The 23134-nt window shown below is 56.7% G+C and carries 22 protein-coding genes; 13 read left to right on the forward strand and 9 right to left on the reverse strand.

The features are described from left to right. Positions 1–417: 417 nt before the first annotated feature. The 6 genes from ectA to Q1A74_RS10170 all read left to right on the forward strand — a co-directional run bounded on the left by ectA (position 418) and on the right by Q1A74_RS10170 (position 6981). Positions 418–1008, forward strand: a complete 591-nt coding sequence (gene ectA / locus Q1A74_RS10145; RefSeq protein WP_299595347.1) for a diaminobutyrate acetyltransferase — start codon at positions 418–420, stop codon at positions 1006–1008. An 84-nt stretch (positions 1009–1092) separates the two neighbouring features. Next, complete coding sequence (gene ectB / locus Q1A74_RS10150) at positions 1093–2421, forward strand: diaminobutyrate--2-oxoglutarate transaminase (RefSeq protein WP_299595349.1); 1329 nt, start codon at positions 1093–1095, stop codon at positions 2419–2421. A gap of 94 nt (positions 2422–2515) precedes the next feature. Next, a complete protein-coding gene (locus tag Q1A74_RS10155; protein WP_299595351.1) occupies positions 2516–2920 on the forward strand; it encodes an ectoine synthase in 405 nt (134 codons plus the stop codon). A 100-nt stretch (positions 2921–3020) separates the two neighbouring features. Then, positions 3021–4466 carry an aspartate kinase gene (locus tag Q1A74_RS10160; RefSeq protein WP_299595353.1) on the forward strand — a complete coding sequence of 482 codons (1446 nt, stop codon included), beginning with the start codon at positions 3021–3023 and terminating at the stop codon, positions 4464–4466. After that, the gene (locus tag Q1A74_RS10165) at positions 4454–5476 is read left to right on the forward strand and encodes a tetratricopeptide repeat protein (protein WP_299595355.1); all 1023 of its coding nucleotides are present in this window, start codon (positions 4454–4456) and stop codon (positions 5474–5476) included. The genes Q1A74_RS10160 and Q1A74_RS10165 overlap by 13 nt, the downstream gene beginning before the upstream one ends. Positions 5477–5562: 86 nt before the next feature. Beyond that, positions 5563–6981 (forward strand): sodium/proline symporter, encoded by a 1419-nt coding sequence (locus Q1A74_RS10170; RefSeq protein WP_299595357.1) that lies wholly within the window; start codon positions 5563–5565, stop codon positions 6979–6981. 124 nt (positions 6982–7105) lie between these two features. Here Q1A74_RS10170 and Q1A74_RS10175 read toward each other — a convergent pair whose 3' ends face one another. The 5 genes from Q1A74_RS10175 to Q1A74_RS10195 all read right to left on the reverse strand — a co-directional run bounded on the left by Q1A74_RS10175 (position 7106) and on the right by Q1A74_RS10195 (position 10878). Further along, entirely contained in the window at positions 7106–7672 is a 567-nt protein-coding gene (locus Q1A74_RS10175) for a YceI family protein (RefSeq protein WP_299595359.1), read from the reverse strand. A gap of 56 nt (positions 7673–7728) precedes the next feature. Further along, entirely contained in the window at positions 7729–8283 is a 555-nt protein-coding gene (locus Q1A74_RS10180; protein WP_299595361.1) for a cytochrome b, read from the reverse strand. Between the two features lie 182 nt (positions 8284–8465). Then, positions 8466–9203, reverse strand: coding sequence for a hypothetical protein (locus Q1A74_RS10185; RefSeq protein ID WP_299595363.1), 738 nt, complete (start codon positions 9201–9203; stop codon positions 8466–8468). A 129-nt stretch (positions 9204–9332) separates the two neighbouring features. Next, positions 9333–10286, reverse strand: a complete 954-nt coding sequence (gene corA / locus Q1A74_RS10190) for a magnesium/cobalt transporter CorA (protein ID WP_299595365.1) — start codon at positions 10284–10286, stop codon at positions 9333–9335. A 154-nt stretch (positions 10287–10440) separates the two neighbouring features. After that, positions 10441–10878: a host attachment protein gene (locus tag Q1A74_RS10195; RefSeq protein ID WP_299595367.1), complete on the reverse strand. Its 438-nt coding sequence runs from the start codon at positions 10876–10878 to the stop codon at positions 10441–10443. 450 nt (positions 10879–11328) lie between these two features. Between Q1A74_RS10195 and Q1A74_RS10200 the strand changes: the two genes are divergently transcribed. From Q1A74_RS10200 to Q1A74_RS10220, 5 genes are all read left to right on the forward strand, one after another. Beyond that, positions 11329–12195, forward strand: coding sequence for a hypothetical protein (locus tag Q1A74_RS10200; protein WP_299595369.1), 867 nt, complete (start codon positions 11329–11331; stop codon positions 12193–12195). Continuing rightward, positions 12185–13276: a hypothetical protein gene (locus Q1A74_RS10205; RefSeq protein ID WP_299595371.1), complete on the forward strand. Its 1092-nt coding sequence runs from the start codon at positions 12185–12187 to the stop codon at positions 13274–13276. Before Q1A74_RS10200 ends, Q1A74_RS10205 begins: the two co-directional genes overlap by 11 nt. A gap of 162 nt (positions 13277–13438) precedes the next feature. Further along, positions 13439–15955, forward strand: coding sequence for a TonB-dependent receptor (locus Q1A74_RS10210; protein ID WP_299595373.1), 2517 nt, complete (start codon positions 13439–13441; stop codon positions 15953–15955). Positions 15956–16033: 78 nt separating this feature from the next. Next, positions 16034–16942 (forward strand): tyrosine-protein phosphatase, encoded by a 909-nt coding sequence (locus Q1A74_RS10215; protein ID WP_299595375.1) that lies wholly within the window; start codon positions 16034–16036, stop codon positions 16940–16942. A 257-nt stretch (positions 16943–17199) separates the two neighbouring features. Continuing rightward, entirely contained in the window at positions 17200–17916 is a 717-nt protein-coding gene (locus Q1A74_RS10220; RefSeq protein WP_299595377.1) for a hypothetical protein, read from the forward strand. Between the two features lie 35 nt (positions 17917–17951). Here Q1A74_RS10220 and Q1A74_RS10225 read toward each other — a convergent pair whose 3' ends face one another. Continuing rightward, positions 17952–18332, reverse strand: coding sequence for a hypothetical protein (locus Q1A74_RS10225; RefSeq protein WP_299595379.1), 381 nt, complete (start codon positions 18330–18332; stop codon positions 17952–17954). A gap of 240 nt (positions 18333–18572) precedes the next feature. On the opposite strand from Q1A74_RS10225, the gene Q1A74_RS10230 reads away from it, so the two are divergent. Continuing rightward, a complete protein-coding gene (locus tag Q1A74_RS10230) occupies positions 18573–19700 on the forward strand; it encodes an S-(hydroxymethyl)glutathione dehydrogenase/class III alcohol dehydrogenase (RefSeq protein ID WP_299595381.1) in 1128 nt (375 codons plus the stop codon). A gap of 12 nt (positions 19701–19712) precedes the next feature. Next, a complete protein-coding gene (gene fghA, locus Q1A74_RS10235) occupies positions 19713–20555 on the forward strand; it encodes an S-formylglutathione hydrolase (RefSeq protein WP_299595383.1) in 843 nt (280 codons plus the stop codon). Between the two features lie 36 nt (positions 20556–20591). Here the strand turns inward: fghA and Q1A74_RS10240 are convergent, their stop codons facing one another. The 3 genes from Q1A74_RS10240 to Q1A74_RS10250 form a co-directional block, all read right to left on the reverse strand. After that, a complete protein-coding gene (locus tag Q1A74_RS10240; protein WP_299595384.1) occupies positions 20592–21203 on the reverse strand; it encodes a hypothetical protein in 612 nt (203 codons plus the stop codon). Positions 21204–21280: 77 nt separating this feature from the next. Beyond that, on the reverse strand, positions 21281–21778 hold the full coding sequence (locus tag Q1A74_RS10245; RefSeq protein WP_299595386.1) for a hypothetical protein: 498 nt from the start codon (positions 21776–21778) through the stop codon (positions 21281–21283). A 148-nt stretch (positions 21779–21926) separates the two neighbouring features. Then, complete coding sequence (locus tag Q1A74_RS10250) at positions 21927–22580, reverse strand: DsbA family oxidoreductase (RefSeq protein ID WP_299595388.1); 654 nt, start codon at positions 22578–22580, stop codon at positions 21927–21929. Between the last annotated feature and the right edge of the window lie 554 nt (positions 22581–23134).

Raw genomic sequence — 23134 nt, forward strand, 5'->3', positions numbered from 1 at the left:
ATTCCTACGTCGGGTTGTTCTGCCTTCTGGGTGCTTTTTGAACCATTAGTCGGTTTCTGGGTGGTGTTTGGTGCCACCTTTTTCGGGGGCTCCGCGGGTGCGTTCCGGCGCCCGTCGATGGTGCGCGCGCCCCGTAACTGCGAGGGTTCCGCCCGATTCTGGGGCTCTTCACTGGCGCCGTAATTGGTCGCGTTCTGATCAAATTGCATGAGGCTTGGCCTTGCACCCTCGATAATCTTTAGAGTACTATGGATTTAAATATTTAGAGCAGTAAATAACTTTTTGCGAGAAAGGTCAAATTTCAAGCGGAATTCAGTCGAAACGACCGGGTTCCGCGCTTCATGTGCGGAGTGTTACAGAAGTTTGATACTGTTCTAACAATTTGATGACTAAAGATTGAAATCGAAAGGTATAGGTTTGAGCGCGACAAGCGAATTGAAAGAAGACGACTCGATTGACGACAAGGTAAAGCTGGCGCAGCAAGTGGAAGCTCCTAAGGCCGGCGAGGCCGACTCGAAGAGTGCCCAGGTTCTGCTGCGCCGCCCGGTCAGTGAAGACGGTGCGGATGTGCATCAGCTGATCGGGAATTGCCCACCCCTGGATACCAACTCCCTCTATTGCAACCTGCTGCAGGCCAGCCACTTCTCTGCCACCAGTGTGAGCGCAGAGCTCGATGGCGAGCTGGTAGGTTTCATCTCCGGCTACATCGTTCCCGACCGCCCCGAGACCCTGTTTGTCTGGCAGGTGGCTGTGGCTGAAAACGGCCGCGGAATGGGACTCGCTGGCCGCATGCTGCGCGAGATTCTCGCGCGCCCTGCCTGCAGTGCGGTAAGCCATCTCGAAACCACGATTACGCCAGACAACGACGCCTCCTGGGCATTGTTCCGCAGTCTTGCGCGCAAGCTCGACGCGGAGCTGGCTGAATCGGTGATGTTCGACCGCGAGCGCCACTTCAAAGGCCAGCACGACAGCGAAATGCTGCTGCGCATCGGTCCGTTTGCCCGTTGAGCGGCGATACCGCTCCAGAGCACGTGATCAAGTTCCAAGTTTCCGTTTTTGTATTTAACCAACCACTAGAAAAGGGTTGTCACAATGAAAGTATTTGACGAAATTGAATCAGAAGTAATGAGCTACGCCCGCGCTTTCCCGCGGGTTTTTAACAAGGCCCAGGGCGAGTACCTGTACGACGAGGAAGGCAACCAGTACCTGGATTTCCTCGCCGGCGCCGGCACCCTGAACTACGGCCACAACAACCCGATCTTCAAAGAAGCGCTGCTGGAATACATTCAGCAAGACGGCATCACCCACGGTCTGGATCTGCACACCAAGGCCAAGCGTGAATTCCTGGAAGCGTTCTACGAGAACATCCTGAAGCCGCGCGACATGAGCTACGTCATGCAGTTCACCGGCCCAACCGGCACCAATGCGGTAGAAGCGGCGCTGAAGATTGCGCGTAAATATAAAGGCCGCGAGAACATCATCTCCTTTACCAATGGCTTCCACGGCTGCAGCCTGGGTGCACTGGCCGCTACCGGTAACTCCCACCACCGCGGTGCTTCCGGCGTGAGCATGAGCAGTGTTGCGCGCATGCCGTATGACGGCTACCTGGGTGACGAGTTCGACACCACAGCGTACCTGGATAAGGTACTGAGCGATTCCTCCAGTGGTGTCGACCACCCGGCCGCGGTACTGGTGGAAACCGTACAGGGCGAGGGCGGTATCAATGCGGCGAGCGTTGAGTGGCTGCGCAACCTGCAGGACGTGTGTAAAAAGCACGACGTGCTGCTGATTGTCGATGACATTCAGGCCGGCTGTGGCCGTACTGGTAGCTACTTCAGCTTTGAAGAAGCGGGTATCGACCCGGATATCGTTACCCTGTCCAAATCCCTGAGTGGCTACGGTCTGCCGTTCGCCGTGGTGCTGATGAAGCCGGAGCTGGACCAGTGGAAGCCGGGCGAGCACAACGGCACTTTCCGTGGCAACAACCTGGCATTTGTTACCGCCACCGCAGCGATCAAGCACTTCTGGAGCGATGACAAGTTCGCCAAAGAAGTACTGCGCAAGGGCGAGTACATCGAGAAGCGTCTGCAGACCATTGTCGACAAGTATGGCGATGGCAACATGACCACCCGCGGTCGCGGTATGTTCCGCGGTCTGAACTGCGTAAGCGGTGAGCTGGCAGACAAGATTACCAGCGAAGCCTTCCGCAAGGGCCTGGTGATCGAGACCAGTGGTGCCGACGACCACGTTGTGAAAACCCTGTGCCCGCTGACCATCAGCGACGAAAACCTGACCAAGGCGCTGGATATCGTGGAAGCGGCGGTTGCCAAGGTATTGAAAGGCGAAGACGTGCCGGTAGAGCACGACTTTTTTGCCGATGAAACCGAGCAGGAAGGTGGCAGCCTGGCCGGCGCAGCCTGATACAGAGCGCCGCGCACTGAAATGAAATGCGGCCTGCTATAGGCCGCATTTTTCCAAGACCTGATTTAAGAACTGATTGTAGATAGAGCTAGTAATGATCGTACGAAAACTGCAAGAAGCTGAACAAACCAACCGTCGCATTGTTTCAGAAGGTTGGGAGAGCACCCGTCTGTTGCTGAAGAACGACAACATGGGCTTCTCATTCCATATCACCACCATCTATGAAGGCGCCGACCTGCACCTGCATTACCAGAACCACCTGGAGTCTGTGTACTGCATCTCCGGTGAAGGTTCTGTGATGGCGGAGGATGACGGTGTGGTGCACGAGATCACTCCGGGCACCATTTATATTCTGGATAAGAACGACAAGCACGTACTGAAGGCCAAATCAGAAATGAAAATGGCCTGTGTATTCAACCCACCTCTGCACGGTAAAGAAGTGCACAACGCTGAAGGCGCCTATGAGCTGGATGCGGAAGAGGTAAAGGACGAAAAATAAGCCGGTTGTGAGCAACATAGCAGCGGAGTTTTGGGGCACTACCCGCAAATATTTTGGTGTCCCTCTCGAGAACCCCGAAATCGGTCAAAAAAAGGATCCCATGAAAACACATACGGTTGAAAAAATTGGCGGCACGTCCATGAGTGACTACCGCGCAGTACGTGACAACATCATTCTGAAAAACGGCAAAGCGAAAACGGAAGGACTGTATCAACGTGTTTTCGTGGTGTCTGCTTACGGCGGCATTACCGATATGCTGCTGGAGCACAAAAAATCCGGCCGCCCGGGTGTTTTTGCCCTGTTTGCCGGTGCCGACGACGAGCGCGAATGGTCCGACGCTGTGGAAGGTCTGCGCACGCGCATGGAAGAGATCAACGCGACCCTGTTTGACGACGATGTGACCCTGGCCAAAGCCAACGGTTTTATCGGCGAACGTCTGGACGACGCCGCTAATTGTCTGGCGGACCTGGAGCGGGTGTGTCAGCACGGTCACTTTGCTCTGGAAGGCCACCTGGATGTGGTTAGCGAAATGTTGGCCAGCCTCGGTGAAGTTCACAGCGCCTGGAATACCGTGCAGCTGCTCAAGCAGGAAGGTATCAATGCGCGCTTTATCGACCTTACCGGTTGGCGCGACGGCGAACACATGACCCTGGACGAGCGCATTGAGCGGGCCTTTGCCGATGTGGATTTCGACAAAGAGCTGCCGATCGCCACCGGTTATGCCCATACCGCCGATGGTCTGATGAAGACGTTTGCGCGTGGTTACAGTGAAATGACCTTCAGTCGCATCGCGGTAAAAACCGGTGCCAAGGAAGCCATTATTCACAAGGAATATCACCTGAGCAGCGCTGACCCGCGTCTGGTCGGCGAAGAGCAAGCGGTGCCTATCGGTCGTACCAACTACGATGTGGCGGACCAGCTCGCCAACCTGGGTATGGAAGCGATTCACCCCCGTGCCGCCAAAGGCCTGCGCCAGCAGGAGATCCCGCTGCGTGTAATGAACACCTTTGAGCCCGAGCACCGCGGTACTCTGGTAACCGGCGACTATGTAAGCGACACGCCGCAGGTGGAAATCATCGCGGGGCGTAAAAACATCTATGCTGTTGAATGTTTCGATCAGGATATGATGGGCAGCATGACCAGTTACGACCGGGCAATCAACGAGATTATCGCGCGCTTCAAGGGCAGCGTGGTGACCAAGGATACCAACGCCAACACCATTACCCACTACCTGGGTAACAACCTGAAAACCGTTAAGCGGATCAAGAAAGCCATTGGCGAACTGTTTCCGGATTGCGATATTCAGGTGCGCAAGGTGGCGGTGGTTTCCGCTATTGGCAGCGACATGAAAATCTCTGGCATGTTGTCCCGTGCGGTGAGTGCGCTGGCCAAGTCCACCATCAGTATCCTTGCGGTGCACCAGTCCATGCGACAGGTGGACATGCAGTTCGTGATCGACGAAACCGATTACGAAAAAGCGGTGAAAAGCCTGCACGCCGCCCTCGTGGAAGTGCACGAACACGGCGACGCAATATGCGCAGCCTGATTCTGGCTCTCACGCATCGACTGCCGCCACATTTGTTGGCGGCAGTATTCGTTGTGGCCTGGGTAATTTTGCCCTTCGGTGAATCTGCCTGGGCACAGGATGCCACTGCGCCAGATGTGCCGGTGGTGACCGCGGCAGAGCAGGCCGCTAACCAGAAAAAGCTCGAAGAACTGGACCGCGTGGCTGAGGCCGCCGCCGACCTGGACAAGCCGCTCTACACACCCTTTATCGAGCGCTACGTGCTGGATGAGCTGAAACAACTGCGGGTGGATCTGGCGGCGCAAAAGGTCTCTCTCACGGAGAACATTGTCGACCGCCAGTTGAGTGCGGCAGACAAAGCCATCACTTATGCCACCGATACCATTACCTATTTCTTCTATCTCATTGCCGGCTTCAGTTCCCTGCTGGTGATTATGGGCTGGACCTCCATTCGCGATGTGAAGGAAAAGGTACATACCCTCGCCAACCAGGAGATTTCCAGCCTGGTGGAGGAATACGAGGGGCGTTTGCGCAGTATCGAAGAGCAGTTGTCTGAAAAGACCCAGCATATCGAAAGCAACCGGGATGAGATCGAGCTGACCCAGGAAGTGCACTCCCTGTGGCTGCGCGCCGGACGCGAACAGACGCCTACCGGCAAGATTGCGGTTTACGACCAGATTCTGAATCTGCGCAAGGACGACGGCGAAGCGCTTACCTACAAAGCCGACGCAGTGCTCGAACTGGATGAGCCCCAATGGGCCATCAATCTGTGCCTGCAGGCCCTGCAGATCGACAGTGAAAATGGCAATGCCTACTACCAGTTGGCTTGTGCCTACGCGTACCTGGAACAGTGGGAAGAGTCCATCAGCTACCTGCAGAAAGCACTGGATATTTCGCCGGCCTACCGCGACGAGGCGCTGGAAGACTCCGCCTTTAACGGTTTGTATGACTCGGAAGAGTTTGCTGCACTCATGGGTATTCAGCAGGAAAATAAAGGCGCTGATTCTAGAGGCCCGGAAGCAGGCCTCTGATCAGCCGTAGACACAGAATAAGAATAACGGCCGTAGCTTCTTATTAAATAATCAATAAATACCGAAACTGCTTTAGGGGAATGGACGTGCTCATCAGTTTTCTATTTTTTCTGTCACTTTTTGCCGCAGTGGGTATCAGTTCCTACCGCAAAAGCCGCGGCACCAAAAAAGACTATTACCTCGCAAGCCAGGACGTCTCACCCATGTTGGTGGGGCTCTCTGCCGTGGCCACCAACAACAGTGGCTATATGTTTATCGGTGTGATCGGCTACACCTACGCCACCGGCCTCGCGTCCATCTGGTTGATGCTTGGCTGGATTCTCGGTGATTTTCTCGGTTCCCTGTGGATGCACAAAAACCTGCGTGAGGCGGCAAAGCGCAGTGGTGAATCCAGCTACGCAGGCGTGCTGGCCTGCTGGCAGGGCACCCGCTTTGGCACCTGGCAGAAACTCGCCGGTGTTCTCTCCCTTTTATTTCTTCTCGCCTACGCCAGCGCGCAGCTGGTGGCCGGTAGTAAAGCGCTGTACGTGGTACTGGAACTGCCGATCTGGAGTGGCGCGGTCATTGGCGGTGTGATTGTTGCGGCCTACTGCCTGGCCGGTGGTATTCGCGCATCCATCTGGACCGACGCGGCCCAGTCGCTGGTAATGGTGGTGGCTATGGCGCTGCTGTTGTATGTGGCGATCCAATCTGTTGGCGGTATCGGCGCGGCCTGGCAGCAGATGGGCCAGGTGGAAGGCTTCCTCAACTGGTACCCGCAGGACCTGTTATTGCCGGGTATTGCCGGTGGTGTGCTGTTTGCCCTGAGCTGGTTATTCGCCGGTATTTCCGTGGTGGGGCAGCCCCACGTCATGGTGCGTTTTATGGCGCTGGATGATGCCGGGCGCATGCTGCAGGCGCGCTGCTGGTATTACCTGTGGTTCACGATCTTCTACTTTATGGCGACCGGCGTGGGCATGTTGTCGCGTATTCTGCTGAGCGACCCGGGTTCGTTTGACGCGGAACTGGCGCTGCCAATGATGGCGATGGAGTTGCTCTCGCCGGTGTTTGTCGGGTTGATTCTCGCGGGTATTTTTGCGGCGACCATGTCCACAGCGGATTCTCTGGTACTGAGCTGTTCCGCGGCACTGACCCACGACATCCTGCCGCAACGCACTGAGAATACTCGTCTGTTGAAGCTCGCTACCCTGGGGATCACTGCGGCGGCGGTGGTGTGGGCGCTGGTGAACAAGCAGACGGTGTTCAGCCTGGTGGTAATGAGCTGGTCTGCCCTGGCCTCTGCATTTGCACCGTTGTTGATGGTGCTTGCTGCTGGCGGCAAGCCGTCGCAGAAACTGGCCATTGTGATGAGTGTGCTGGGACTTGCCACCGCACTGATCTGGCGCTGGCTGGGCTGGCACGCGCATATTTATGAGGGAATGCCGGGTATTCTGATGGGGCTGGTGGTGTTCGCGGTGGGTCAGCTTGTCTCTAGGGAGTCTGTAAGCCGCGCGGTTAACGCGTAGCCTCCACCATCATCCCTCGTTAATCCTTTCCCCCAGATACAAGAAACCCGGCACTGAGGCCGGGTTTCTTTTTATCCTGCGAGTCCATCCTGCGAGTCCATCCTGCGAGACGGAAATCAAACGATTACTGGCGGATACCTTCCACATCCAGAATCATTTCGACAGTCTGGGAAGCCGGGCCCAGATCGTAGTCGATACCGAAGTCTTTCAGTTTGAATTCGGTAGTGCCGGTGAAACCCTGACGGTAGCCGCCCCAGGGATCTTTACCACCGCCAATCTCTTCAACGTCGATAGTGATCGGCTTGGTGACGCCGTGCAGGGTCAGGTCGCCTTTCAGCAGTGCTTTGCCATCGCCCTTGGGCTCAAACGCGGTGCTCTTGAAAGTCGCGGTCGGAAACTTGTCTACATTCAGGAAGTCTTTGCCGCGCAGGTGCTTGTCGCGCTCTGCATGGTTGCTGTTCAGGCTGGTGGTGTCCACGGTCACCTGAACGGAAGCGTCTTCCGGCTTGGCTTCATCGTACACAAAGCTGCCATCGAATTTGTCGAAGCGGCCGTACAGCCAGCTGTAGCCCAGGTGCTTGATGCGGAACTGCACAAACGCGTGAGCTCCTTTGGTGTCGAACTGGTACTCGGCCGCCTGGGCTGAGGCGCCGATCAGGGTGGCAAACAGCAGAACTGCAAGTTTCTTCATGAGAGAGTTTCCTTTTGGTGTCGTTAGGTCGTATGTCGGTCTGTTGAGCTGAACGGTTATTCGTGCGGCGCCCGCCCAAGCATTTTTTTCAGGGTTCTGTCTTTATTGACGAAGTGGTGCTTGAAGGCCGCAAGGCCGTGTATCACCACCAGGCCCATCAGGATCCATGCCAACCACTCGTGGATTACCCCGGCAATATCTTCCTGGTTCTCCAGCCCCTGCAGGGTTGCGGGCACACTGAACCAGTTGAAGACATCAATAGCGCGGCCGTCCGCAGTGCTGATCAGGTAACCGGATAGGAAAATCGCCAGCAACAGGCCATACATCAGCCAGTGCGCGGCGCCGGCGACGCGCTGCTGCCAGCGGGGTGCTGGCTCCGGTGCTGGCTCTACATTGATCCAGCGCCACAGCAACCGCGCAACCAGTAATGCAAACAGCAGTATACCCACCGACTTGTGGATATCCGGGCCCTGCCGGTACCAGGGGTCGTAGTAGGAGAGTCCCACCATCCACCAGCCAAGGGCAAACATGCCGATGATGGCCGGCGCCATCAGCCAGTGAAAAAGTACGGCTACCCAGCCGTATTGGGTTTTGCTGTTGCGGGTCTGCACCGGGTGCTCCGTCAGTCTTTTCAGGGTGGAGGCATTATAAAAATTTTGCGGCGGGGGAATAGCGCAAAAAGCCGGAACTATTTTTCGAAAAAATCGCACGGGGTCCAATAGCAGTTTGCTATCGAGCGCGATTGACGGCTTCTATGGCAAGCACCTGAACGGCGGAGGGGGCTGTCCTGGTTTCAGAGGTGTGTAGCGTGTTGGCGCTCGGCGGCGTGCAGGATTTTGCCCAGCAGGCTCGGGTCCAGTTTGGTGCGGTCGCTGAGCTGGTGGGTGAGCCAGTCGAGGTTGTGGGGCGTGTCAGGTTTCCCCTTAAGGTCGTGCTGCTGTTGTTCCTGTCCGGTTTTCTCGCCAGTTTCCATGGCCATCTGTTCCAGTTCCCAGATTACGTCCAGCAATAGCTGAGGTTCCAGTGCGGCTTCGTCATCCGCGGAAAATAGGTGGCTTTCCAGGCGGTCCAGGTCCCGGCGTCGTACCACCAGTTCGGCATAATTGGGATACCAGCGGCTGCTGAAGGGCTCCGGGCGACGGCTGAAGTCGAAGGTAATCTGCAGACGGTTGCCTTTGCTGTCCTGCATCGTCGGGGTATCGTTTTCCTCCGCGGGCAGGGCGGGCCGCTGTCGCAGTACGCCGACGATGGCGCGCCAATCACTGCTGTATTGCGGGCACAGGCGCAGAGGTTCGGTGAGTTCGGTTTTGGGTTTGCCGGGGCGGTCGATGTAGCTGAGCTGTTGACCGGGGCGGTACCAGTAGAGATCCAGGGTGTGGTCTTCGGCGAGCCGGGCGAGGTCGTCGCTGGTGAGTGGGTCTTCGGAGAGGGCGCTCAGGTGGTCGACAGCCTGTTGCACGCTGAGCCAGCGCCGCATATGAAAAGGCTTGTTTGTGGATTTCTCTGCCCCGTTACCGCCCGCCGTTGCCATTATATCCCTGCTTCCCTGAAGTACTTTTGAACCTTTAAAGGTTAGCAGTTGGCGGCGGTATTGGTGGGGCAGTCAGGTTTCTTCAGGTGCAGTGGCGGCGACGCTACCCGGCATCGCCCCGTTTGTGGTTTATAGCCACCCTTTCTTTTTGAAGTACAAATACGGCGCCATTCCCGCCATCAGCATCAACAGTAATGCCCAGGGGTAGCCGAGCAGCCACTCCAGCTCCGGCATGTGTTCAAAGTTCATACCGTAGATACTGGCGACCATGGTGGGGGGGAGGAAGACCACGGCAGCGATGGAGAAGATTTTGATGATCTTGTTCTGTTCGATGCTGATAAAGCCCTGGGTGGAGTCCATCAGGAAGTTGATCTTTTCGAACAGGAAGGTGGTGTGGGACATGAGGGTGTCAATGTCGCGCAGGATGCCCCAGCAGCTTTCGCGCAGTTCCGGGTCGTCTTTCAGGTGCCGTTGCAGAAAGGCGATGGAGCGTTGGGTGTCCATCAGGCACAGGCGGATTTTGCCGTTGGAGTCCTCAAGTTTGGCGAGGTGGTCGATGGCTTCTTCCAGGTCTGCTTCTTCGTCTTCCAGGACCAGGTGGCTGACTTCGCCCAGGGTCAGGTAGTTGTCTTCGAGGGCGTCGGCGAGATTTTCCACTTTCTGTTCGAACAGCAGGATCAGCAATTCCTGGGCGTTGTGGGCCTCTACCTGATTGCGGCGGGCACGCATGCGCAGCAGGCGGAAGTCCGCCAGTTCCGTATCGCGCACGGTAATCAGGCGTTGGGGCTGGAGGATAAATGCCGCGGTGGAGGTGTCGTGGCGGCCCTCGCTCTGGGTGAGGTAGAGGGAGTGCACATGGATGCCCGCGGAGTCGACAAAGAACCGGGCGGAGGATTCGATTTCATCCACATCGTCGGATTCCGGCAGCTCTGTGCGCAGTAGTTGTTCCAGCAGGTCCCGCTCGTCTTCCTGTGGGTCCTGCAGGTCAATCCACGCGGCGTCGGACAGGGGTTGGCTGTGGTAATCACTGCCGGCGTAGGTCTCTTTGATCTTGCCGCGTTGGATCTGGAACAGTCTCAGCATACCCGCTTCCTTGAACGTCAGTTTTACCACGAGCAGGTGCTCGTCAGATTATCTGGGGAATGGTGTCAGGCTGCCGGTGACAAATCAATTGCCGCCACAAAAGTGGCGGCAAGGACGGTGGCTTTTAAGTAAGCATCCCAGTGGTTTTGGCGGGTTAGAGCCACATGGGCAACTGCGCGCGGATCTGCTCGCTGTCGCAGGTGGCGAGATTTTTACGCGATTCACCGGCGATGGTGGCGAGGCAGGGCGAGCTCATGGACAGGCGCAGGCTGCCTGCCATGGACGGTTCCGCGACGATATAGAGGCGGTCGAAGCGCCCTTCCTGGCGGCCCTTTTCGAGCGTGTGTGCAATATCGCGAGCGAACTTCTGTGCCCCCTGCTTGCGCAGGCTGGTGGGTTCCGCCATTGCGTGACGACCCGCCCCGTGACTGTCAAAGGTGCGCCCGGGCGCGTCGGTGAGTAATTCTTGCCCCTTCATGCGCCCTTCCGGGTAAACCATTGATTCTATTTCGTTGAGTGTGCCCGCACGTTTTTCCGCTTCAAATACGCGGGCGTGAGTATGGTTGGCTACCAGAACCCAGGCTTTTGACATGGCCATTTACCTCTGTTTTTACCGAGTCTTTCGACAAATGGTAGGGCGGGGCCGGCCGGGTTCCTATTGTTCTGCGGGCAATTCTCCTGAATTAAATTTGAGCAAAAAAGTGCGTCCCTGCACTCACAACGCCAGCCGGTGGGCGTATAACACCGGCTTGCCCCTGGATTTCTAGATGCGGATAAATCCCGGGGGCAGTGCTTCCCTGCACTGCGTGTCTGAAGCGCGTTGGTGGGCCCGCCTGTGAAATCGGTCCCATGCGCAACAAAACTCTTGCGACTGCTCAGTCTTACAAGGTCCGGGGAGTGTATTCGCTACCTTATTGAAAATCAATGCTAATCGTTATCATTTGCATGTGGTGTGTTTGGTTTGCGCTGCAGGTCATCGGTTTGTCACAAAAAATACATAAGATGCGGGTGTTTTCTGGATTCTTCTTACTACCGGCCACTAATGACCCAGCTGATTCTTTCCGGCAAAAAAGCCTATTGGGTAGTGATGACTCTGCTTGCAGCCAGCGGCCTGTGTTTGAGCCTGTTGCTGTCCACCCAGGCAATCGAAGTACCACCTCTGGCGGACTACCACCTTTACCGGTGCGATACCGGCGAGGGGGAAAGGGCTGGAGCTGCCAGTAATGCTCCGGTGTACCGGATACTGCTGGTTTCTTCCACCGGTGCCCGTGCCATTGCCGATCGGTTGTGCAGTGAACCGGGCATACAGCAACACTACCGTGGAATTGAAGTCTCCTGGCGCCCGCGCGGCCAGCTCAGCGCGGAACAAATACTCAGCGAAGATTACGACCTGATCTGGAGCCGCGATCACACCATGGCCGGTGTAGTACCCGAGTACGGGGACTATTACGAACCCCTGCTGCGCTACGATCACTACCGGGTGTACTGGTTCAGCCGGGGCGCGCCACCGGAGGTGAGCCGCGAATACTTTCACGGTAAACGCATCGGCCTGCTCAACGATAAACAGAGCCATACCCTCTACCTGTTACCTCTGGCCTCGCTCAAGGAGGCCGGAATCGATTTCACATCGGAAAACCTGATTTATTTTGACGATGCGGCCAGCCTTTACCGCGCGTTTGCCCGCGACGAGCTGGATCTGGTGAGCGGCGGGGACTATCTCGATGAAGATATGGACGTGTCGTTTTCTCGCACCCTGATTTCCGGCGATGTCACCGCGGCAACCCTGTTTGTACGCAAGACACGGGTCACCGGGGTGGATTGCCTGGTGGCAGAAGCCTTTGACAGCTTTGCGGTGAAATACCTGCGCAGTCAGCGGGTCTTCAGGGAGGTGTCGCACTGTGCCTCGTGATCCATTTTCCGTGAAAACACTTTATGCCAGGGGTGTCGCCTGGGGCGCGGCCTGGGTGCTGCTCACTATCGTCTTTTGTATCGCCGCCGCATGGCAGGCAGAGCGCACACTGGCACAGGACCTGTCCCGCCAGCTAAATCAGAAATTACCGGAGAAGCTGACACTGGCGCTGCAGATGAGATTGTCGGGCGACGATCTCGCCAGCTGGGTGGCCAGTCGGCTGGAGCAGGATCTGGCATCGCTGCCTGTTTCCGGTTCATTACCGCTGTTAAAGCGTTGCTCGGTGGGCGTTGTCCGGCTGGTTGATGACCCCGCGCTACCCGCCGCGGGCGCGGAAAACATTTTGGTGCGGTGGCAGATTGGCAGCGAGCAGCGCCGCAGCGCATTTTCCCTGAATTGCGAGGTCAGCTGGCCACCGTTGGTGGGGACTTGTGCGTTGCTGGCGCTACTGATCGCAGGCTTGATGGCGTTAATGCCGGCTCCACTTACGTCCGTGCAGCGGGCGCGCATTGCCGGGCTAGTGCAGAAAGGATTGCCGTTCTCCCGGGCGCGGCAGGCCGCGACAAACCTCGATGGGGAGCAACTGCAGTGGTTTGAGCAGGCGTTGCCACTGTGCCACGGAGACACGGATTCAGCGCTGGCCTGTGCCGAGATGAACGATCAGCTCGTGTTTGATTGCCAGCGTCTGGAAATACGCGCGCGGGGTATTCCGATCAAACTTCCGAAAACGCCGTTCTTTTATTATCTCTGGTATGCACAGCGCCGGCAGCAAGGCGAAGGCTGGGTGCTCAACCCGCCGGTCAACCGACCGGACCGCGAGGGCGCGGTGTCATTGATCGCGCTGATGGCGGAAAACGGCGGCCACGCCCGCTCCATCAACGACCTGCGGGAAAATGGCCTGCGGGCAAAAACCCTGGATCAGAACCGCAACAAAATACGCGATGAGCTGGTGTCGGCGTTGGGGGAAAACCTGGCCGCGCCCTATCTGTTCGAGTCTGAACGGGATCTCAAAAGCGGCCGTTACCGCTATCGCCTGGCCCTGGGGGCTGCATTTGTGAATATACAAATAACTGATTTGTAAGAGTTTTTTCTTTTGGAGATATCTCTTTGCGCTGCTAAAGCGTCTTTTTAACCCGATTGTCACACGCAATTTCGATCATGCGCTCCGAGCGGCCCGGAATACACCGGGCCTTTTGCAAGACCGCATACGCAAAACCACCCGAACACATTTCGGAGCAGAGCAATGATCGAATTCAAGCACAACAAACTGTCCTTATTGGTTTCACTTTCCCTGGCCGCTGCCGCAACATCCACACTGGCACAGAGCGTCGATGGTGAGGCTGTGGAAGAGGTCGTCGTCATGGCCTCACCGATCCGGGATAGCCAGAAAGCCGCTATCGATGCCAAACGCGATGCGGACAATAATGTGGACATCATTTCCGCTGACACTATCGGCCGCTTCCCCGACCAGAACCTGGCGGACTCCCTTGGCCGTGTGCCCGGTCTGGCCATCGAACGCGACCAGGGCCAGGCCCGCTATATCAACTTCCGCGGTGCGCCGTTTCGCTACACCGCTCTGGCCATCGATGGCCTGAGCATACCGGGTGCCGAGAACGGCCGGGTACCGCGCTTCGACAGTTTCCCCTCGGTCATTACCAGCCGCATCGATGCCAACAAAGCGATCATGGCGGATATGCCGGGGGATGCCGTTTCCGGTTATATCAATATCGCCACCTTCGATCCCTTCGCGCAGTCTGGCTGGGCGGTGTCCACCGATGTGGGGTTTGGCAACCAGCAGCTGGGTGATGGGGATATCGAGAAACTGGCCCTGCGCACCTCCTGGTCCAACGACACCCTGGGTTTTTCCGTATTCGCTTCCGACAACAGCCGTGCCCAGACCACCGACAACCGCGAGTACAACCTGAGCCGTGACAACGGTGAGCTGCTTGTCAACGAGCTGGACTTTCGCAACTACAAAGTGACCCGGGAAGATCGCGCCTACGGCGGCCGTTTTGAATTTCGCGGTGAAGGTGCGCTCGACCGTGTGTTTGTCAGCACCCTGTACAACGAGTTTCAGGACTTTGAGGAGCGCAATCAGTTCATCTTTGATTTTGCCGGGGGCTCAGGCCTGACCGGTGCCCCCCAGGCGACGGGCGAGAGTGGCGAAATGCAGTTTGCTGCCGTCTCGCGCATGCTTCAGTCCGGTCGCTATGACAGCTCTACCTTCACCAATACCCTCGGTGCGGACTTCCGCTTGGGTGAGTGGTTTGTGGAGGCGCGCGCAAACCTGACCGAAACCGAAAACAACACCTTCCTGCCCATTGCCCGCAGTATGTTCGGCATGGTGATGGCGGACTTCGATGTGTCCGACCTGCACGACCCGCTGGTGGATAGCCTGATTGATCCTGCAGCGGGTGCAGTCGGTATCAACGATATCAATTACGCCGTTGATCTCGGCATGATGGTCAGCAGCGCAATGGCTATCGATGCGACCAAGTTCAAGCTGGACGCCGAGCGCGACACGATGTTGTTCGGTCAGGATGTGGTGGTGAAAACCGGCTTCGAAATGGATGCGCGGGAGGCCGAAGGTCACGGCTTCGTGATCAACATGAGCATGTTCCCCAGTGAGATCAATATCGGTGATTTCGCCACGGACAAAGCCTGGGATACCGGTTTTACCAACAGTATCGGTGGTACCTATTACGACAACGAAAAACTGCGCGCAGCCTGGGAAACCGCCGCCGGTGGTCTCGAAGCGGAGCCCAATGACACTCAGAAAATCCGGTTGCAGGAAGATATTGCCCGCGCCTATGCCATGGTTACGACCGACTACAGCTGGGGCAACCTGGTACTGGGTGCCCGCGTAGAAAACACCGATTACGTGAGCGAGGGCCCGCAAGCCGAGTTTGAGGATTCCTTTACCCATTTCCTGCCCAGCGCGCACCTGAATGTGGACCTCACCGACGATGTCAAATTGCGGGTTTCCGCCACCTCCGGCGTCAGCCGTCCGACTTATGTAGAGTGGCGCGGCTCTGATGTGGTGGATGTGATTTCTGCCGCAGTATCCGCCGGTAACCCGGAGCTGGAAGCGGAAGAATCCCTGGGGGCAGATATCGCTCTGGAATGGTACGCCGGCGATGCCAGCCTGATGTCTGCGGGCCTGTTTACCCGCAGCATCGACAAGGTTATCTACGCCCAGACCCGGGAAATTACCGGTAGCGAATACCGCCCGGAACTGGAAATGGACTCGTGGGATTACACCGAATACTTCAACGGCAAAAACGGCCTGCTGCGCGGTGCCGAGTTTAACGTCATCGCCCAGGCCGCGGACTTTTTGCCGGCGCTGGATGGCTTCGGTGTGAGTGCCAACCTGACCCTGCTGGACAGCGAGTTTGAGTCTCTTGCTGGCAACACCTACAGCTTGCCGGGCACCTCGGAAACCATCTTCAACACCTCCGTGTTCTATGAGATGGAAGGCTTTTCCATCCGACTGAATCACCAGTACCGTGACGACTGGCTCTCCACCACCGAGAGCAGCAATCTGGACGCGGCGGAATACTGGGCCGAGCAGAAACGTGTCGACCTTTCCGTAAGCTATGAGCTACCCCAGGACGTTTTCGGCAGCAGTGTTTCCCTGTATGCCAATGCCAACAACCTGACCGACGAACAGGACGTGCGTTATGTCGGCGATGCGAGTACGCCCAACCAGGTAGAGGGCTACGGTCGCCGCTATCTCGCCGGCTTCCGCGTCAACTTCTGATTCGATTTTCCGAACACCCGCTGTGCCGATGGCGCACAGCGGGCGCCAACTCTTTGACAATGATTTTCGAGGTGTGAAATGCAAAATAAATTTGTAAATGGAATGCTGGCGGCTGCCGTTGCCATCTCTCTGGGTGCCTGCAGTGCGACTGCACCGGTTGCTGAAAAAAATCAGGCCGCTGCGGTTAAATCCGACGTAGAGCAAACCCGCCTGCTGCCCCTGGAAGGCGGCCGCAATTTCCGCGATCTCGGCGGTTACCAGACTGCCAATGGCAAAACCGTGAAGTGGGGAAAAATGTACCGCTCCGGTGTGCTCGCCAACCTGACCGCCGACGACTACGACTACTTGCGCAATCGAGACATCGCCACCATCGTCGATTTCCGCTCCACGAAAGAGCGGGCCGGCGAGCCGACCAACTGGCAGGCCGGCAGCGTGATGGAATTGAAGTGGGACTACGACATGGGCAACTGGGAGCAGGAGTTTGCCAAGGTATTGTCTAACCCCGATTTTGATAAGGAAGACCTGGTCAAGATGATGGACAAGGGGTACGTGGGCCTTGTGCACCAGCAGACTCCGGCCTACCGGGCCATGTTCCAGAAACTGATCGAAAGCGACGATCCGCTGCTGTTCCATTGTTCCGCTGGCAAAGATCGCACCGGCATCGGCGCTGCGCTGATTTTGACCGCGCTGGGTGTCGACCGCGAGACGGTGAGGCAAGACTACATGCTCTCGAACGAGACTCTGAAAGGTTCCAATATGCTGGAACTGCCGGAAGATGCCAGCGAGAAACAGAAGCGCATGTTTGCCTTTTTCTCCCAGCTTCCCCAGGACGTTCGTCAGGTACTGGCAGGGGTCGAGATCTCCTGGCTGGAAGCCGCATTCGCTGAGATGGAGCGCCAACACGGTTCGGTGGAAGCCTATATCGAGACGGAGCTTGACGTCGATCAGACGGAACTGGCGCTGCTGCGTTCGCGCCTGCTTCAGTAATCATTGCGGTATGTTCGCCTGTCAGGTTTGCCTGTGAGGGCAGCTTGCCAGGTGAACCGCGTGAACAAAGCCGGAAAGGACTGGTCTGCGCGCAACGACTGCCGGTAGTGGTCAACTCGCCAGCAGGTTGCGAGTTAGCCTGCAGGTTGCAAATTGGCCCGCAGGTTGCAAGAGTTACGGGATTAAAGGTTATTGCGATATCGGCAAGTCCCACACGGCATGCCGCTTCGTTAACCTGTTACCCCGGAGCGAAAACCATGTCCCCAACTAAAGCATTCCGTTCATACCTTCCCTCCACCGTGCTTGTTCTGAGCTTTGCTACCTCTGTGTTCGCGCCACTGCAGGCTTCAGCCAAAGTCAGTGACAGCTGGCTGGGCGCTGGTAGTGAGGACCCGCTTATCCGGCTGGCAGTAACGCCGGTGAATATTCGTATTGAGGCGCCTACTCCACTCACCGGCAATAATCTGGAGCTGCTGCTTGCTCTGTCGGCTACTAACGGTGGGCTGGGTGAGTTGCGGAAACAGGCAAGTCGCGAATTCAGTCAGCATCTGGACCAGCAGGTGCAGAATCGATTTGGTGAGTTCTTCGACGATGAACGGGTGCATCTGGTGGATAGCCGCGCGCCACTGACCCTGCGCACTGATTTTGATGTTGTTATCCGGCAGACCATTGTCGATATTTTCAGTGGGAAAGATTACGACCTGGAAAAGGGCACCATGACGGCCTATGGAAAGTTTCACTACCGCTTACAGGGAGGGGCTGATGGGCCGGTATTGCGTGAAGCGACAGTGGATATCGCCGACCTTGACCTGCGCGCCCGCTATGCCACACGCGCCCCGAAAGACGGTGGTCTAGTAGAGGACACCACCCGCGAGGCCACCGAGCGTCTACTCGCAGAGATCGCTGAAGAGGTGCTGGATCGTATTGAGGATGATCTGGAAGCGGATGAATTACTGAAGCTGGCCCGAAAATAACCTCGACGGGCCTGTCCACCAGCGATACTGTCCAGTCAGTTGAGAATCGGCAGCCCGCGATACATTTTCAGTGGAAGGTTGGGCGCACCGCGGCCGTCGTGTAATGCCAGTTCGTCCCCGTAAATCATTTCATAAATATCCTTTTTTCCCGTTTTTTGCATAATTTTTTGGCCCCGGTAAAGGCGCTCGGGCGGCTCTTGGCCGGTGAGAAATGGGCTGCCTTTCAGGATTTCCAGTCGGGAAATCAATGCGAGGGATTCCGTGTCTTTGCTGCGGTGCTTGAGGTCGGCAAGTTGGATTTCAAAGTCGAAATCGGAGAAGCGCAGATTGATGCCGAATTCGGCCTGTATCCGTTTGCGGAGTTTGCGCAGGGTATTGAGAGCCTGGGAGGTCATCAACCATTGGTGATCGGTCATCGTTATTGAGCCCTTGTCAGTGTGTACCTGTCTTTTTTGCTTTTGTCTCAATAGGGAGCAAAGACCACGCCAACTTTCCCGAACACACCGCGTCCCGGATCCACCGGCTGGCACCAGCGAAGTGCGCTCTGGCGATAGTGGCGCAATCCATGCCCGCCCGCGGGGCGCTGGTGGCCTGCGATCTGTTAAGCTGTGGCACGAGTCCGGCGTTAGCCGATAAGAATCACAAGAGGATCGGATATGTCTGCAGAGACCATCAAATGCAAAGCGGCAGTGGCCTGGAAGGCGGGTGCGCCGCTGTCCATCGAAGATGTGGAAGTAGCGCCGCCGCAGGCGGGGGAAGTGCGGATCAAACTCATTGCCACGGGCGTGTGTCACACGGACGCCTTTACCCTCTCCGGTGACGATCCTGAGGGTGTATTCCCGGCCATTCTCGGCCACGAGGGCGGCGGTGTGGTGGAGTCCGTAGGCGAGGGCGTTACCAGCGTAGCGGTAGGGGATCATGTGATTCCGCTGTATACGCCGGAGTGCGGAGAGTGCAAATTCTGCCAGTCGGGCAAGACCAACTTGTGCCAGAAGATCCGCGCAACTCAGGGCCAGGGACTGATGCCCGACGGCACCACGCGTTTCTCTGTGAAGGGCGAACCTATCTATCACTATATGGGGACCTCCACTTTCTCGGAGTACACGGTGCTACCGGAAATTTCTGTGGCCAAGGTGAACAAGAAGGCGCCGCTGGAAGAGGTCTGCCTGCTGGGTTGCGGTGTGACCACAGGTATGGGCGCGGTGGCGAATACCGCCAAAGTGGAAGAGGGTGCGACCGTCGCCGTGTTTGGCCTCGGCGGTATCGGTCTCGCCTCCATTATCGGCGCGCGACTGGCGAAGGCATCGCGGATCATCGCGATTGATATCAATGAAAGCAAATTCGATCTGGCGAAAAAGCTCGGCGCCACCGAGTGTATTAATCCAAAAAAATACGACAAGCCCATCCAGGAAGTGATAGTCGAGTTGACCGACGGTGGTGTGGATTACTCCTTCGAGTGTATCGGCAATGTAAACGTAATGCGCTCGGCACTGGAGTGCTGTCACAAGGGCTGGGGCGAATCCGTGATCATTGGTGTGGCCGGTGCGGGTCAGGAAATCTCCACCCGTCCATTCCAGCTGGTGACGGGCCGTGTGTGGCGCGGCACGGCGTTTGGTGGCGTGAAGGGGCGTTCCCAGCTGCCGGAGTATGTGGAACGCTACCTGGCCGGTGAATTCCAGCTGGACGACTTTATTACCCACACCATGCCACTGGAAAATATCAATGAAGCCTTCGACCTGATGCACGAGGGCAAAAGTATTCGCAGCGTGATTCACTACAACTGAGGTGGCCCGAGCATGGTAGAACTTGTCAGTAAAACCCAGAGCTTTGACGGCAGCCAGTGTCAGTACAGGCATCGCTCGGACGTGCTCGATTGCGAAATGCAGTTTTCTGTTTTTCTGCCGTCAATGGCGGAAAAAGACCAGCGCTTCCCGGTGTTGTACTGGCTGTCTGGCCTGACCTGCACCGATGAAAATTTTTCGCAGAAGGCCGGTGCACAGCGCATGGCAGCGGAGCTGGGTATTGCGCTGGTGATTCCAGATACCAGCCCCCGCGGTGATGATGTGGCCGACGAAGAAGGCTATGACCTGGGGAAAGGTGCCGGCTTTTACGTGAATGCCACGCAAGCACCGTGGAAGGCGCACTACCGCATGTACGATTATGTGGTAGAAGAATTGCCCAAGCTGATTGAGGCGAATTTCCCGGTGAGTGATCGTCGCGCCATCAGTGGCCACTCCATGGGTGGCCACGGTGCGCTGACGATTGCCCTGAAAAATCCGCAGCGCTACACCTCGGTGTCTGCATTTAGCCCCATCTGTAATCCCATGGCCTGCCCCTGGGGTGAAAAGGCCCTGGCGGCCTACCTGGGGCAGGACAGATCCCTGTGGGAAGCGTACGATGCGACGGCGTTGCTCAGCCAGGCGACAGTGCAGTTGCCGATGCTGATTTCTCAGGGAGAAGAGGATCAGTTTCTGCAAGAACAGCTGAAACCCAATGCACTCAAGGCGGCCGCACGAGCCGCGGGGTACCCGCTGAAACTGGAGTTCCACGCGGGCTACGACCACAGCTATTACTTTATCGCCACGTTTATCGAGCAGCATCTGCGGTTCCACGCAGATTACCTGCTGCATATTGACTGAGCGTTTCGTTCGTTCGCTGCGCCCATTGACTGGGGATTAATATCCCCAGGGAGTGGGCGGCGTGGCGACGGGCTTGGTCAGATCAAACTGCACACGAAATTCCCGCCCGTTGGGCCTGGTCAGTTCATAGATAAAATACTTGTCCGGGTGAATCTCCATCGCCCAGGTGTTCGTCAGCGACGCATTCAACCCTTCACGGTTGAAGGTGTCGATGGACTCCTGGTCAACGGGGAACTCCTGTCTGTTTTCAGTCCCTTCGCTTGCTGTATTCCCCCCATACATGGTTACCGCATCCTCACTGCCGTCTTGGTGACGGTGGTCGTGTTTGAGCCGCAATCCTTTATCGGTACGGGTGAGTATCCAGGTGCGGGAGTGGTCATCCCCCACATGAAATGGAATGCGTAGCTCTTCGCTGGGGTTGTCGCAGCCGCGCACATGCATCACCAGCGTTTTACCCTCGAACGCATCCGGCTCGTTGGAGCGCGGTTCATTGGCGGTAATCTCACCGGCGAAGGCTTTACCGCAATAAGCCGCAATATTGGTCAGGAACTGATCCTGTGGTTGCGGTGATTCTGTGTTGGCACCACACCCCCCCATGAATAGCGCGCCGAGAAGAAGCGAGACAGTAATATTGGCCTGACTGTGCATACGTGGATTCCGTTTACTGATGTAAGGGCAGTTCAGGCCAGTGTAAATGATTCGGTAACCGAGCGTTATGGTGCTGTTTATCGCGCCCTACATTCTCCGCGTATTTCAACTTCGCCTTGTGTCGCAACCTGTTCAATAACAAACCAGCCGTTGGGGCAGTAGCCGGTGTCAGCCAGCACTATGTCCAGCCTTTCTTGTGCCGCTTTTTCCGGGTTTTCGCGCATTTTCGACGGCATGCTTCCGCCGCCACCTGCGCCGCGCATCCCACCTTCTTTACCACCTCCATGCCTGCCGCCGGCGCCCCCTTTGCCCCGGCCACCGCCGCGGTTGCTGCTGCGTCCTTCGCTGTGGTTTTCCCGGGTCACATTTGCGGTATAGGTAAACAGATGATTCCCCTGGGGAGTGATATTCGTGATGAAGGATTCTGAAAATACCGGTGGCGCCTTCGGTGCACTGGCGCAGGCGGCAAGGATTGATGAGGCCGCCACCAAAAGTGCCAGCGTTTTCGTGTTTTGCATGATTAAACTCTTGGGATAAAAACAACAAGTGGAAATAGGAACGGGAAATAAGACCACAAGCGCGACACCGGGTTTATCGGGTTGAGGTAAAGATGGGTTAACGAGTGTTAAGGCGCCAGCAGACGGGCAACCCTGAAGAATTGCTTTTCCAAAAGAATAAAAAATGGGCGGGGGAGAGCGAAAGAGAGAGACCCGGGGCGATCTCTCAGGTGGCGGATTCGGTCAGCTGCTGAAGTTGCTGCTCAAAGACGCTGACTTCCTGCGCGCCGCTGATCGCGTGCTCGTGATTGAACATAAACAGGGGCACACCGCGGATACCCTGTACCAGAAGTTGCTCTTCGCGGGCCAGTGTCTGGCGGGTGATGGCCGTATCCTGCAGCGCATTCGAGGCCGCTTCCCGCTCCAACCCCGCAGCTTCTGCCGCGTCCAGCAGTACGCTCTCGTGGTTGAGGTTTTTACCTCGGGTGAAGTATTCCTCAAACAGGCGCATCTGCAGATCGGTCTGGTGGCCGGTGGGTTCGGCCCAGTGCAGAAGCCGATGTGCCTGGTTGGTGTTGTATATACGCATCTCGTCGGAGAAATTGAACTCGAAACCCAGTTGGCGGCCGATTTCCGTCAGCTGCTTTCGGTTCTCTGCACTCTCCTGGTCGGAGATGCGGTATTTGCGGGTGATATGTTCACGCAGGTTTTCCCCGGCTTCCGGCATTTGTGGATTCAGCTCGAAAGGGTGCCATACGATGTTGAGGTCAAAGTGATCGGGAAATCGGGCGAGAGCCTGTTGCAGGCGTTTGAAGCCGATGACGCACCACGGGCAGACCACATCAGAGACGATATCGATTCTCAGGTAGGGCTTTGCCATCGTGATCTGCCTTCTTTCTTCATTATGTTTTCGTGTGTCCCTACATAATGACCGGGGATTTTTGGCGTGTAAATATCCATTTGTCCCAGGTTCCGGTTGTTCCACCCCGGTCTCAGTTACGCTTCATTTGCCACTCCTCTCGCCATTCCATGCTCCATTTCACCCTGACTTGGAGGGAGTTTGTGAGCGCTTGCCAATGGCCCGAAAGAGCTGGGGTGCGGTCTTTCCAGTGTATCCCACGCTGGCGGATTTGCAGGGCATGGGTGGTATGGAAGGGGGGTAATGTGCGCTGGTCGACATTCATTGGGTGGCGTCGACAGTGGTAATTAAGGGGTATTCACTCTTTTTTCGCTCTCTCCCCCTTTTATCCTGAAAGTTTCTAACATTTTATTTATTTTTTGTTGAAACTTATTTTCCTGGTTGGTATGTTTTCACCATGCGTAGGCATGTTTGTTCACCTTGTATCGCTCGCAGGCGGGGGTCTTCTTGCACTTAGCCCGTTACCCGCTCCCCGTTGGGATCGGTAACGGCGCATTGGCTGAGTGTAGTGGGGG

The organism is uncultured Microbulbifer sp. (assembly GCF_947504145.1).
In the GTDB taxonomy this organism is placed as follows: domain Bacteria; phylum Pseudomonadota; class Gammaproteobacteria; order Pseudomonadales; family Cellvibrionaceae; genus Microbulbifer.